12 protein-coding genes are annotated in these 12,978 nt (G+C 74.2%); 7 read left to right on the top strand and 5 right to left on the bottom strand.

The genetic code is table 11. The features are described 5' to 3' along the window. Nucleotides 1–4: 4 nt before the first annotated feature. Complete coding sequence (locus GEV43_RS53845) at nt 5–1,936, top strand: methyltransferase domain-containing protein (RefSeq protein WP_160822162.1); 1,932 nt, start codon at nt 5–7, stop codon at nt 1,934–1,936. A gap of 957 nt (nt 1,937–2,893) precedes the next feature. On the opposite strand, the gene GEV43_RS21205 is transcribed toward GEV43_RS53845, so the two are convergent. Continuing rightward, nucleotides 2,894–4,318, bottom strand: a complete 1,425-nt coding sequence (locus GEV43_RS21205) for a cellulase family glycosylhydrolase (protein WP_160822161.1) — start codon at nt 4,316–4,318, stop codon at nt 2,894–2,896. A 222-nt stretch (nt 4,319–4,540) separates the two neighbouring features. Between GEV43_RS21205 and GEV43_RS21200 the strand changes: the two genes are divergently transcribed. Next, nucleotides 4,541–4,972: a YchJ family protein gene (locus GEV43_RS21200; protein ID WP_160822160.1), complete on the top strand. Its 432-nt coding sequence runs from the start codon at nt 4,541–4,543 to the stop codon at nt 4,970–4,972. Between the two features lie 73 nt (nt 4,973–5,045). Here GEV43_RS21200 and GEV43_RS21195 read toward each other — a convergent pair whose 3' ends face one another. The 3 genes from GEV43_RS21195 to GEV43_RS21185 form a co-directional block, all read right to left on the bottom strand. Continuing rightward, nucleotides 5,046–5,882, bottom strand: a complete 837-nt coding sequence (locus GEV43_RS21195) for a hypothetical protein (RefSeq protein WP_160822159.1) — start codon at nt 5,880–5,882, stop codon at nt 5,046–5,048. A gap of 76 nt (nt 5,883–5,958) precedes the next feature. Then, nucleotides 5,959–6,201 (bottom strand): cell division protein SepF, encoded by a 243-nt coding sequence (locus tag GEV43_RS21190; protein WP_160822158.1) that lies wholly within the window; start codon nt 6,199–6,201, stop codon nt 5,959–5,961. Nucleotides 6,202–6,237: 36 nt separating this feature from the next. Next, nucleotides 6,238–6,720, bottom strand: coding sequence for a hypothetical protein (locus GEV43_RS21185; RefSeq protein ID WP_160822157.1), 483 nt, complete (start codon nt 6,718–6,720; stop codon nt 6,238–6,240). A 334-nt stretch (nt 6,721–7,054) separates the two neighbouring features. Here GEV43_RS21185 and GEV43_RS21180 point away from each other — a divergent pair, with 334 nt between their 5' ends. After that, nucleotides 7,055–7,552 (top strand): SigE family RNA polymerase sigma factor, encoded by a 498-nt coding sequence (locus tag GEV43_RS21180; RefSeq protein WP_160822156.1) that lies wholly within the window; start codon nt 7,055–7,057, stop codon nt 7,550–7,552. A 284-nt stretch (nt 7,553–7,836) separates the two neighbouring features. Here GEV43_RS21180 and GEV43_RS21175 read toward each other — a convergent pair whose 3' ends face one another. Then, on the bottom strand, nt 7,837–7,992 hold the full coding sequence (locus GEV43_RS21175; protein ID WP_160822155.1) for a hypothetical protein: 156 nt from the start codon (nt 7,990–7,992) through the stop codon (nt 7,837–7,839). Nucleotides 7,993–8,059: 67 nt separating this feature from the next. Between GEV43_RS21175 and GEV43_RS21170 the strand changes: the two genes are divergently transcribed. The 4 genes from GEV43_RS21170 to GEV43_RS21155 all read left to right on the top strand — a co-directional run bounded on the left by GEV43_RS21170 (nt 8,060) and on the right by GEV43_RS21155 (nt 12,971). Further along, complete coding sequence (locus GEV43_RS21170; RefSeq protein ID WP_160822154.1) at nt 8,060–9,280, top strand: mannosyltransferase family protein; 1,221 nt, start codon at nt 8,060–8,062, stop codon at nt 9,278–9,280. 97 nt (nt 9,281–9,377) lie between these two features. Continuing rightward, nucleotides 9,378–10,073 carry a hypothetical protein gene (locus GEV43_RS21165; protein ID WP_175250105.1) on the top strand — a complete coding sequence of 232 codons (696 nt, stop codon included), beginning with the start codon at nt 9,378–9,380 and terminating at the stop codon, nt 10,071–10,073. A 157-nt stretch (nt 10,074–10,230) separates the two neighbouring features. Continuing rightward, nucleotides 10,231–12,849 carry a tetratricopeptide repeat protein gene (locus GEV43_RS54995; protein WP_160822153.1) on the top strand — a complete coding sequence of 873 codons (2,619 nt, stop codon included), beginning with the start codon at nt 10,231–10,233 and terminating at the stop codon, nt 12,847–12,849. Continuing rightward, nucleotides 12,786–12,971, top strand: a complete 186-nt coding sequence (locus GEV43_RS21155; protein WP_160822152.1) for a hypothetical protein — start codon at nt 12,786–12,788, stop codon at nt 12,969–12,971. The genes GEV43_RS54995 and GEV43_RS21155 overlap by 64 nt, the downstream gene beginning before the upstream one ends. Nucleotides 12,972–12,978 lie beyond the last annotated feature (7 nt).

The raw sequence follows: 12,978 nt of genomic DNA, 5'->3' as shown, positions 1-12,978 counted from the left end.
GACCATGACGACCAGGACACGCGCGGTGCCCGCGGCGATCGCGCTCGGCTTCGTCGCCGACGGGCTGTGGCGGCGTTCCCGGGCGGCCCGCCTTCCCGTCCTGAATCGGGCCGCCCGTACGGCGGGCGGTGAGGACGGCGTCGATGTCGCGGCGTACCACTTCGTCACCACCGAGGGGGTACGGCTGGACGGGGCGACCCGGCAGGCCGCCTGCGCGTACGCGGCGGACAACGGCCTGGACGTCGTGGAGCTCGTGCCGGCGGGGCTCGACACCGCTCGGGCGCTGGAGTTCGTCCGGCGGCTGGATCCCGCGTCGTTCCGCGAGGCCCGGCTCGCGCGCGGCGAGGGCGCCGGGCACGCGGTGCTGGTCAGCGACGACGTCCTCAGGCGGGCGGGCCTGGAACGCATGGAGGGCCTCAGCGCGGACGAGATGGACGCGCTCAGCGTGCGGCTCAAGCAGTACGCGCCGACCGGCGCCGACGTGGCGGTGGTGCCGGGACTGCGCGCGCTGCCCGCCTCCGCGCTGACTCCCGGGGACCGGCGCGCGATCCTGCGGCGCCGGTGGCAGCTCGACCTGCCGACGCAGCTCACGGGCGTGCTCGGGGCGTTCGGGCTGATGGCGGCCGTGTCGGCGCGGCGTCCCCTCTGGGCGTCGGCGCTACTGGCCGCCGTCTGCGCCAATCCCGTTCTCGCGACGTTCGGCACGCCGCTGCGCCCGAACGACCTGCGCCGCTTCTCGCTGCTGCGCCCGGTCGCCGCGCCGTTGCGCTGGTGGCGGGTGGCGCGCGCGGCCGAGGCGCCCGATCCCGCGCTGCCCGGCCTGCGCGCCCACTACCGGGCCGAACTGGCGCAGGGGGTCGCGAGGTTCCTTGAGGCTCCGCGCGACACCTGCCCCTGGTGCGGCGGAACGGACCTGCGCAAGCACCTCGTCAGCGGCGACCACCAGCAGCGCAAGCCGGGCACGTTCAGGCTCGACCGCTGCGCGTCCTGCGGCCACGTGTTCCAGAACCCGCGGCTCAGCGGCGCCGGGCTGGCGTTCTACTACCGCGACTACTACGACGGCGTCGGGGAGGCGGAGGTCGAGCGCGGGTTCCGGCTCGGCGCGCCGCACTACCGTGCCCGCGCGCGGATGCTGCGCGGGCGCGCCGTCCCCGCCACCTGGCTCGACGTCGGCGGAGGGCACGGGCACTTCTGCAACGCCGCCCGCGACATCTGGCCGGACGCCCGGTTCGACGCGCTCGACTTCGGCTCCAGCGTCATCGAGGCCGAACGGCGCGGCTGGGTGGACCTCGCCCACCGCGGCCAGTTCCGCGAGTTGGCGGACAAGCTCACCGGGACGTACGACGTGGTCAGCATGCACCACTACCTGGAGCACACCCTCGACCCGCTCGCCGAACTCGACGCCGCCGCCGAGGTCCTGCCGCCGGGCGGGCACCTGCTCATCGAGGTGCCGGACCCGCAGTCGCCGGTGGCGCGGCTCGCCGGACGCTGGTGGCACAACTGGTTCCAGCCGCAGCATCTGCACCTGATGCCCATCGGCAACCTGACCGAGGCGCTCGCCGCGCGCGGCCTGCGCACCGTCGCCGTCGACCGGGGCGCCGCGCACCAGGAACTCGACCTGCTGATGGTCGTCACGCTGCTGCTCAACCGGCTGACCCCGCGCCACCCCGACCGTCCCTGGAACGACCCCGGCCACCGCCGCGCCCGCATCGCCGCCCGCGTCGCCATCACGGCCGCCGGCATGCCGTTCGCCATCGCCGCCGCCGCCGCGGACCAGCTCGCGTACCCGTTCATCCGCCGCTTCGGCGGCGCCAACACCTACCGAGTCCTGGCCCGCAAGACTTCGACATCGACTCCGACTTCGGCTTCGGCTCCGACTTCGGCCCAGGACCCGGCTCAGGACCCGGCCCCGACCTCGGACCCGGCTGCCGACTGACCTGCGCTCTGGCCCTGGTTGCGGCCCCGGCTGCCGGCTGACCTGGGCCCGGTCCCGGATCCTGGCCGCGGCCCCGGCCACGCCCGCAGGGTCCGTCGGCTCGCCTCCCGTTGATGCGAGGCGGGGCCCTCGGTAATGCGCGGCGGGGCTCGCAATACAGCGCAACGAGCCTCGTTCACGCGGGCGGGTCCTCGGTAACGCGCGGCTCGCCTTCCGTTGGCGCGTGGCAGGTCGTCGGTGATGCGCGGCTCGCCTCCTGGTGGCGCGCGACTTGCCTTCCGGTGGCGTGGGGCGGGGCCCTCGGTAGTGCGCGGCGGGCATCTCAATGCTGCGCGACGGGCCTCGTTCACGCGGGCGGGATCTCGTTACGGCGTGGCGCGCCTCCCGCTGCCGCGCGGCGAGTCGTCGGTAATGCGCGGCGCGCCTCCCGTTGGCGCGCGGCGGGCCGTCGGGGATGCGCGGCGGGTGTCTCATTGCCGCGCGACGGATCTCGTTGACGCGGACAGGCTCTCATTGACGCGTGGCGCGCCTTCCGGTGGCGTGCGGTGGGTCGTCCGTCATGCGCGACTCGCCTCCCGGCGGCGCGCGGCGAGTCCTCGGTGATGCGCAGCTCGCCTTCCGGTGGCGTGCGGCGGGGCCCTTGGTAGTGCGCGGCGGGTGTCTCGTTGCTGCGCGACGGGTCTCGTTGACGCGGGCGGGATCTCGTTGACGCTTGGTGGGGCTTTCGGTGGGGCTTGGCGGGGTCCTTGGGGCGGGTGGTGGGAGCTCGGGGGTGCGTTTCGGGGTTCGTTGACGTGGGTGGAGGGCGCGTTGGTGCGCCGCGCGGGGCGCGGCGCGTGGGATGGGGCTCGTTGGGGGTGGCGCGCTTTGCGTTGATGCGGGGGCCGTTGGTGGGGTGGGGGTTAGCGGGGGTCAGGGTGAGGGTGGTGGTGGGGGTTCCGGGGGTGGCTCGGAGGGTCAGGGTGGGGGCGTTCGGGCGGAGGTGACGGTGGCGCCGGTCGCGGTGGCGCGGTAGCCGCGCGGGTAGTGCAGCGGGGACGTGTGGACGCGGGTCTCGCCGCGGCCGGACGGTGTGTAGCGGAGCGTGAAGGTCCTGGTGGCGGGGTCGTAGCCGTAGTCCTTCGGCGTTCCGGCGACGAGCTGGGGGTACGGCTCGTCCAGGACGTCGAGCGCCGGGGCGTTGACGTTGGCGCCGGCGCGCGGGCGGGTGAGGTCGTAGACGAGGCCCTCGACGGTGCCGCCGTCCGTGGGGTCCTTGCAGCGGCAGTACGTCCACTCCAGCCAGGGGAGCTGGTGGCGGTCGGCGAGGCGGACGACGTACGCGATCTCGCGCGGGTTCTTCGTCGCGCCGAACTCGGAGAGGATCAGCGCGTCGCCCGTCCGGTCGGCCTGGGCGCGGGCGTTGGCGAAGACGACCTGCTGGACGCCGTCGCACACCGCGTAGAACCAGTCGGGAATGGGCTTGCCCGCGAGATCGACGCAGTACGCGTGGAACGAGAGACCGCTGCGGGCGTCCCCCGGCCTGCCGAGGTTGATGGGCGCGCCGACCGTCGCGACGAGATTGGGTTCGTAGAACGTGAGGTGCGCGGGATCGACGGCGTGAATCGCGCGGATCATCTTGGAGAAGAACGGCGCGAGTTTCTTGGAGTCGAAGTCCTTGCAGCCGAACGGCGGCATGCAACTCGGCCACGCCGTTCCGGGCCACGGCTCGTTCCACAGGTCATAGCCGAGGACGGCCGGGTCGTTCCGGAAGCGTTTGGCGACGTGCACCCATGCGTCGGTGTACCAGTCCTGGAGGCCCTTTCCGTGGACGGGCGCGTTGTTCCAGAAGTTGTCGTTGGCGCGCTGGAGCGCGGGATTCGACAGCAGGTTCTGGAACGTGTCGTGGTTGAGGAAGTCGACGGGGATGCCGTCGGTGCGGATCATCCAGTCCGGGTAGCCGGTGCCGCGGAACTTCGTGCTCAGCAGGTCCTGCGGGAACGTGATGAGGCTGCGGATGCCGTACCGTCCGAGCAGGTCGATCGTGCTCTTCAGGCTGGAGAGGTACGCCTCGTCGAACCGGCCGGGGCGGGGCTGGAGCCCGCTCATGACGATCCCGATCCGTACGGCGTTGAAACCGTGCTCGGCCAGGAACTTCGCGTCCTTCTCACCGAACCCGAGTTTCGCCGGATCGTACGGCGGCGCCTTGGCGACCATGTTGAATCCGTGGAGGATGACGCGCCGTCCTTGCGCGTCGGTGATCCAGCGGCCGTCGTGACCCAGAATTCCCGAGACGGGCGTTGCCGTGGGGGTCGGCGGCGGTGCGGCGGCGGCGAACGACTGCGGCGCCAGGAAGATGGACAGCGCGCCGGCGATGACGGCCGCGCTCTTGCGTATTCTCATGCCTCTCGGGCCTCCTTGGAGGCGGACGTTAACCTTGGTGACGGGCTCGGGCGAGGGGCTGGGCGAGAAAGTCCACACCTGGCCAGACGCGTTTCCAGACTGGTCGCTTACCGTTCCGAAAACATCGCTCCGGGCGACGGAAAACCGTTCAGGATTTGCGCGGGTATTGAGCGGACAATGCCGCGGAGCGCTGCCTCGGCCTCGATCGGCGACAATGGGTGCATGTCCAAGCGCCGACGTCCTCCGTCCCGTCCCGCCCGCGCCGTTGCGGCGCCCGGCTCCCCGTGCCCGTGCGGCCTGGGCGCCTCGTACGGCGACTGCTGCGGGCGCCTGCATCGCGGGGACGCGCAGGCCGCGACGGCGGAGCAGCTCATGCGGTCGCGGTTCAGCGCGTTCGCCGTGGAGGACGCCGCGTACCTGCTGAGGAGCTGGCACCCCTCGACGCGTCCGCCCGCCGTCGGATTCGGGGCCGGTACGCGGTGGCGGACGCTGACGATCGTCCGGACGAGCGGCGGCAGCCCGCTGCACACGGAGGGAACGGTCGAGTTCCGCGCCCGCTACACCGAGGACGGGCGGCCCGGCGAACTGCACGAGGTGAGCCGCTTCGTCCGGCACGGCGGCGCCTGGGTCTACCTCGACGGCACGGTCGGATGAACGGACCGGACGGCGGGTGAAGGGTCCGGACGGCGGGTGAACGGGCCGGACGGCGGGTGAACGGGCCGGGCGGTCAGCGGGGGCGGGTGGCCAGGGCGGTGAGCTTGGGGAGGAGGCGGTCGGCGGAGCCGTTCAGCCAGAGCCGCCGCCGTTCGGGGGGCCAGGCGTAGACGAGCGCGCCGTCGTCGGCGAGGGCGGCGACCTCGGGGATGCCGAGCGAGGACGCGGCCCACGCGTAGAGCGCGTCGACGCGGGAGCCGATCACGCCGTAGTCGACCAGGCGCGGGATGCTCCCCTCGCGGGCGATGATGCCTTCGATGGGCTGGCCGGTGAGCGGGTAGCCCTCGGGGAACGAGCGGCGCAGGTCGAGGAAGAGCTTCACCGAGCCGAGCCGCGGATCGCCGAGCCGCCGGCCGAGCGGGGCGAACGCGCCGAGCGCGAGCCGCGGTTCGGCGACCAGCGCGTGGGTGTACAGGACGCGCATCAGCGCGACGTTCATCATGAACCGCTCGGCGATCAGCTCGTCCTCGGCGAGCGCGGCGTTCTCCAGGTATCCGGCGACGACGCTGGCGTTGTGCGCGCGGTACCAGCGGGCGGGCGAGGGCGCGGCGATGAACTCGCCCCACAGCTCCACCGGGCGGCCGGACGGCGCGGAGGCGCGCGGGCTCCTCGCGTTCAGGTCGGCCTCGGTCTTGTCGCGCAGCAGCCGGTCGTTGACGGCGCGCCACCACGGGCTGCCGGTCTCGTTCCCCAGCACGCCGCGCGCGATCGCCCACCGCAGGAAGCTCAGCTCGGCCCGCCCGTACGCCCGCCTGCCGTCCCGGTAGAACGCGGCGGCGAACGCGAGGCGGGTGCCGGGCAGGGCGCCCGCCGCGCGCACCTCCTCGGCCGCCTGGCGTTCGTGGCTCATGGGCCGCCCCGTTCCCGCACCGTACGCCGGTCCCGGCCGCGGGCCGCCCGCATCCTGGCTCACCATGAACGGGGCATCAGCGGACGGGCACGTGCGCGGCGGCGGTCCAGCCGGGCGGCAGCAGCAGGAACACCTTCTCGGCGACGCGTTCCATCGCGCCGTCGCGTCCGATCACCAGCCCGGCGGCGAAGTCGACCAGCGGTTTGGCGTCGGTGTCGCTCATGGACGACAGATCCATGACGACGGGCACGTCCTTGCGGAAGAAGTGCCCGACATAGAAGACCTCGTTGTAGTCCTTGGGACGCAGCGTCTTGACCACCGCATCAGTCTGCCCGCCCTGCGCGCCGCGTCAAGCTCAGCGCAGCGCGGCCAGTTCGTCGACGTGGCGTGTGGGGGCGCCGAGGAAGACGTCGGCGGACGTTGTGCCGTGGGCGACGTTGAAGGTGTCGAGCCTGTAGGACCACTCGCCGCCGTTCGTTCCGGCGAACCGGTAGTTGATGCTCCAGCGCAGCCATTCGCCGTCGGCGACGCGCACCACCGGCGGACGCCGCCACCTGCGCGGCATTCCGTAGGGCGATGCCACCAGCTCGACCAGCAGGAGCCCGTCCTCCTCCCGGAGTGACACCCCGCACCCTGTGGACCGGTCCGGCAGGCCGGGCCGGGCCTCGAACCGGGGCCGGAAGTCATCGCGCTCGTTCAGGAAGACCTCGTGGACGAACGGCGCCCGCATGGACGGCAGCCGGAACGACGTCGGCGCGGCGTTCCGGCGGTCGGCCCCGGGATGGCCGCGGGACCGCTTCGTCCACGAGGTCCGCACCCACTGGACGACCGTTTCCATAAAGCCGATCTTCCGCCACGGCGCCCCCACCCACCACCGCTTTCCCGCGAAGCCCCAGGAACGCGCAGGTCACCGCCCGACATAGCATGTGCCGCCGACGACCCGCCGGATATATCAGGATGCCGCCCGAAGGCTGGCAGCAGGCGGACGAGGCGCAGGTCGGCGGGCCGGCGATCACGGGCCGGCGCGGCGACGAAACATGCCGACGGACGGGCGGCCGGGGGCGGCGGTGGGGGTGTGAGGGGGGTCACTTTGGGTTTTTTGGGGGTGGTGTCGACCGGAGGGGTGGGGGTGGGCGTATGTCGCTTGAGGCTAGAGATCCGGGGAGTGGTTGTTGACCGTTGAGGAGTTCGAAGAGTTCTACGCCCAGACGGTTACGCGTCTCACGGGGCAGTTGTACGTGATGGTGGGCGATCTGCACGAGGCGCAGGACGTCGTGCAGGAGGCGTTCGTCCGGGGGTGGAGCCGGAGGCGGCAGCTCGACTGGGACGGCCGGCCGGAGGCGTGGATCCGCACGGTCGCCTGGCGGCTGGCGGTGAGCCGGTGGCGTTTCCGGCGGCGCACGGCGGACGCCTGGCGGCACCGGGGCGTCCCGCCGCCCGTGGAGGGGCCCGATCCGGAGCAGGTCGTGCTGGTGGAGGCGTTGCGGGAGCTCCCCGCCCAGCAGCGCCGCACGCTGGCCCTGCACTACCTGTGCGATCTCACCGTCGAGCAGATCGCGCGCGAGACCGGCCTGTCCGCCAGCACGGTCAAGACCCACCTGGTCCGCGGGCGGAGCGCGCTCGCCCGACGCCTGCACGATCCGCGCATTGAGGAGGTTCCCGGTGCCTGACTCCCACGACCCGCTGCGGTCCCTGTTCCAGCGGGCGGCCGACGCCGGGAAGGCCCGCGCTGTCGTCGCGCCGGTCGAACGGATCACCGAGCGCGGGAGGCGGGCCCGGCGGCGCCGGGTCGCCGGTCTCGCGGTGGGCGCGTGCCTGGTGCTCGGCGGCGGCGGTGCGAGTGTGGCCGCGCTGCTGCCGGACGGGCGGACCCCGGTCGTTCCGGCCACCAATCCCTCTCCCCAGGAGCAGCCGCCCCCCTCCCCCGGCTGTCCCCGACGTTCCCGCCCTCGCCTCACTCCACCGACGCGCACCCGTCCGGCAGCGCTCCGCCCAGCCGCGGCAGGGCGGGACACAACCCCACTCCGACCGACACCGAAACCCGGCCGCCCGCCACGTCGGCGCGGTCCTCCTCGTCGCCGCCGCCGTCCCACGGGGCGGGCACGACCATGCCCTGATCCCCTCCGTCTCGTCACCGGGTGGTTCCGCATGGCCGCACACAGCCAAGAAAGTCTGAAATGTCCCTTTCATCGCTCCAGACGAGCGAGACCGTCCCCTCCGGCACGCGGGAACTGCCGGACGCTCCGCGCCGCCGGTGGTCGGCGCCGTTCACGCTGGACTCCGCCGACCGCGAGGTGCTGTGGCTGTACCTGCTGACCCGGATGGGCGTCTGGGTCATCGCGTACTGCGCCCGGTGGCTGTTCCCCGCCTCCCCCGGCGCCCGTGCTCCCGGGCCCGTCCTCGCGCCGTTCCAGCGGTGGGACTGGGTGCACTACCTGCACATCGCGCGGGACGGCTACTTCCCGGGGCAGGCCGGTCCCTGGCAGAACGGCTGGGACAACCGGGAGGCGTTCTTCCCGGGCTTCCCGCTCGTGCTGCGGGCCGTCCACGCCGTCGTGCCGGACTGGGCCGCGGCGGGGCTGCTGATCTCGTTCGCCGCCGGGGCCGTCGCGGTCGTGGCGCTCGGCCGGATCGCCCGGCTGCACCTGCCCGACGCGGACGCGGGACGGCGGGCCGTGCTGTTCCTGCTGTGCTCCCCGTGCGCGATCTTCCTGGCCGCCGGGTACACCGAGGCGGTCTTCCTCGCGCTGGCCCTGCCCGCCTGGCTCGCGGCCCAGCGCCGCCACTGGCCCCTCGCCGCCCTGCTGACCGCCCTGGCCTCGTCCGTACGCATCAGCGGGCTGTTCCTCGCCGCCGCCATCGCCGTGCACTTCGTGCTCACCGTCCGCACGCCCCGGCAGTGGCGCGCCCTGCCGTGGCTGGCGCTGCCCGCCCTGCCGGTGGCCCTGTACTTCTGGTACCTGCACGCGCGCACCGGTGACTGGAAGGCGTGGAGGCACGCGCAGGCACGCGGCTGGTACCGCGACTTCCACGCCCCCTGGGACGCCTGGGCCAACACCTGGCGTCCGGCGTTCGGCCACGTCCAGAGAACGGGATTCGCCTTCATGTGGCAGGCCGAACTCCTGGCCATGGTCCTCGGGCTGCTCCTGCTCGGGCTGCTGCTGTGGCGGCGCCGCTGGCCCGAGGCCGTTTACATCGGCCTCAGCCTGTGGGCGCTGGGCACGTCCTACTGGTACATGTCCGTTCCCCGGGCCACCCTCCTGTGGTGGCCGCTGTGGATCGTCCTGGCCGCGTGGAGCCTGCGCTCGCGGCGCTTCACCGCGTTCTACCTCTGCCTCGTCGCGCCGCTGTCGACCGTCTTCGCCGTCACCTTCCTGACCGGGCGGTGGGCCGGGTGAGCGCGGGCCGTCCGCGTCACGGGGTGCAGACAACTCCGCCGCTTTGCTGCACTCTGGAGGGGGAGCCCGTTCCGGGAAGAAAGGCCGAGGCAACGGTGTGAGTGATGGCCACCTGGTCTACCGCGTGCTCGTCGCCGTCGACATCCAGGCGTACAGCAAGCTCGACACCCGCGAGCAGCTCAACGCCCAGCGCGACCTGACGGACGCGCTCGACCGCGCCGCGCGCCTCGCCGGCCTGGAGCCGAACCGCTGGCAGCGGCAGGTCGGCGGCGACGGGGAGCTGAGCCTCCTGCCGGAGGACATCGACCCGTCGGTGGTCGTGGGCGGTTTCACCGCCCGGCTGTCGGACGAGCTGAGGCGGATCAACGCGCGCACGCCGGGCCGGCCGCGGCTGAGGCTGCGGGTCGCGCTCCATCACGGAACCCTGACGGCCGGGCCCTTCGGCCCCGCGGGCGACGCGCCGATCGTCGTGCAGCGGCTGCTCGACGCCACGCCTTTGCGCAGGCTCCTCACGGACGATCCCGGACGGGACCTCGCGCTCATCGTGTCGGACTCGCTGTACGAGGACGTGGTGCGGACGGGGTTCACGTCGCTGCCGCAGGACGCGTTCGCGCCGATCAAGGTGACGGCCAAGGGCACGGCGTTCCGCGGCTACATCCTGATCGGGAACGGGCCGGGGCGGGGCTCGGCGCAGCCGCCGCGGCCGGGCCAGCCGCTGCTGGGCACCGGCCCGCGCGTCCCGTCGTTCCTCGAACGGTCCTTCCTCGAACAGTCCGAGAGGGGGCAGACCTGAGCCGGTGCCGCCCGGTCCCGTCCGGACGGGACGCGGCGACGTGGCGGAGGGGGCGGCGCGGCGGGCGGCCGTGACCGCGGGGGGAACGGGCAGGGACGGGTCGCCGGGCGTGCCGAACGCCCCGGGCGGCCGAGGAGCGTCAGCGGAGGCGTCGAACGTGGCGGAGTCCGAAGGGGTGGCCGGACGTCTCGGGCGTCCGATCGCCGACTGGACCGACCCGTTCGACCTGGACGTGCACCCCGCGATCGAGAGCGGGGTCGCCGGGCTGCCCGTGCTGCCCGCCTACGTCCGGCGCCCCCACGACGACGTCCTCGCGGCGCGGCTGGCGCGGGCGGCGCGGACGAGCACCATGGCGATCCTCGTCGGCGAGTCGGCGACGGGCAAGACCCGCGCCTGCTGGGAGGCGCTGCGGGCGCTGCCGGAGGGCTGGCGGCTGTGGCACCCGAACGCGCCCGACCCGGCCGCGGCGGTGCTCGCCGGCGTCGGGCTCTGCGCCCCGCGCACGGTGGTGTGGCTGAACGACATCCAGGACTACCTGCTGGCGCCCGTCGACCGGGTGCGGGAGGAGGTGGCCGCGGAGCTGCGCGACCTGCTCCGCGACCCCGGGCGCGGCCCCGTGCTGGTGCTCGGCACGATCTGGCCGAGGCACTGGAACACGCTCACCGAGTACGCCTCGCCCGACGAGGACCCGCACGCGCGGGCGCGCAAGCTGCTCGCGGGCACCGAGATCCTCGTGCCGAAGAGGTTCTCCCCCGCGGACCTGCACCAGGCCCTCGCCGCGTCCCGCGCCGACCCCCGGATCGCGGAGGCGCTGGAGAAGGAGCCGGACGGGCACCTGACCCAGTACCTGGCGGGCGGCCCCGCGCTCAAGAGGCGGTACGGCACGGCCTCGGCCGCCGCGAGGGCGCTGATGGACGCGGCGATCGACGCGCGCCGCCTCGGGCACGGCCCGCTGCTGCCGCGCTCGCTCCTCCTGGACGCCGTGCACGGCTACCTGTCCCGGCAGGAGTGGGACACGCTCGACGGCGACGACCGCTGGGTGGACGAGGCGTTCAGGCACGTCACCGACCACCGGCCGTGCCGGGGCGCCCGCGCGCCGCTGTCCCCCGTGCGGCCCGTCCCGGGCGAACCGGACGACGGCGAGCCGCGGTACCGGCTGGCGGACTACCTGGAGCAGACCGGGCAGGCGTGGCGGCGGACGGTGCCGGTGCCCGAGTCGCTGTGGCGGGCGCTGCTGCGCCACGCGAAGGGCGGCGACCTGACGAGGCTCGGCAGGCAGGCCCAGCGGCGGGGGCTGTACGGGTACGCGCTGCGCTTCTACCGGGCCGCGGGCGAGTCCGCGCCGCCCGCCACGGACGCGATGCTGTGGGCGGGCGACCTGCTGTGCGGCGCGGGCCGTCCGGACGAGGCGCTGCCGTTCTACCGGCGGGCGGGGCAGGGCGGCGACCCGTACGCGTGGACGCGGGCGGCGGAGGTGCTGCGCGAGGCGGGGCGGACCGGCGAGGCGTTCACCTCGTACGAGCTGGCGGCGGCGGGCGGTATGCCGTACGCCCTGACGCACGCGGCGGAGATGTACCTGGCGGCCGGGGAGGGGAAGGACGCGTCGGCGTGCCTGCGGCGGGCGGCGGCGACGGGCGACGCCGAGACGCTCGGGCGCGTCGGCGAGCTGCTGCTGGAGTGCGGGCGGCCGGACGAGGCGCTCGAAGTCCTGAAGGCGGCGGCGGAGGCCGGGGACAAGGCCGCGCGCCACCAGGCGATGGACCTGATGGAGGACAAGGCGGCGCTGGCGTGGCTGGCCGACCTGCACGCGCGGCGTCCCGGGGACCACGGGCCCGAGAGCGACGTGCCCGACACGTTCCGCGTCGCGACGCGCCGGGCGCGGAACGGCGACCTCGACGGCGCGATCGAGCTGGCCCTCGCGTCCGGCTCCGCGAACCCGGGCGTGCTGCGGACCACGGCGCGGTGGCTCGAACAGGCGGAACGGCACGCCGAGGCGTTCGACCGCTACAGGCGCGCGGCCGAGAAGGGCGATGCCGGAGCCTTGAGGAGTGCGCTGAAGCTGTGGCCTGCGGAGTCGCGCGACGAGGAAGGGGTCCGGTGGCTCCGCGCGCTGGCGGACGCCGGCGACGCCGGGGCGCTGGTACTCGCGGTGCACGAGCTCATGCGGATCGGCCGGGGGCGGGAGGCGGACGCCTGGCTCAGGGCCCGGACGTCCGCCGGTGGCCCCCGGGACGCGGCGGCGCTGCGACTGCTCGCGTCCCTGCTGCACGAGCGCGGCGAGACGGCGGAGGCGATCGCGGCGTACGAGTCGTTCGACGGCGACCTGGGTGTCGCGGAGCTGCGCCACAAGGCGGAGCTGCTGCGCGCCGCGGGCCGTACGGACGACGCGGTCGCCTGCTACCGCTCCGCCGCCGAACGGGGCGACGGGGACGCGGTCTGGCAGGTGGCGCGCGTCCTGCGCCGCGGCGGGCAGGCGGAGCGGGCACTCGCGTGGCTGCGTTCGCGCGCCGAGAGCGGCGGCGGGGAGGCGGCGCTGCGGTGGGTGATCGACCTGTACCTGGAGGACGGCCGGGAGGACGAGGCGCTGGCGTGGCTGCGTTCGCGGGTGGAGGAGGGCGACCTCGCCGCGCTGACCTGGCTGGCGAACCTGCTGCGCGACACCGGGCGGCCGGAGGAGGCGCTCCGGTACTACCTGCGCGGGCGGAGGCCGGGATGGCGACGCTGGACTCCGACGACGACGACTCCGGCGCGCTGGCGCTGGCGGCGGCGCTGCTGAGGGCGGCGGGACGGCGGGACGAGGCGTCGCGGATCGTCCGCTACGGGGTGGAGCCGGGCGGGCGCATCGCCGCGGCGGAGCCCGGCCCTCGGAGAACGGAGACGGGCACCGTTCCCGCGTAGGCCGGGC

This window comes from Actinomadura sp. J1-007 (assembly GCF_009793335.1).
Lineage (GTDB): Bacteria > Actinomycetota > Actinomycetes > Streptosporangiales > Streptosporangiaceae > Spirillospora > Spirillospora yumaensis.
This window is presented reverse-complemented; position numbering and strand designations above follow the sequence as displayed.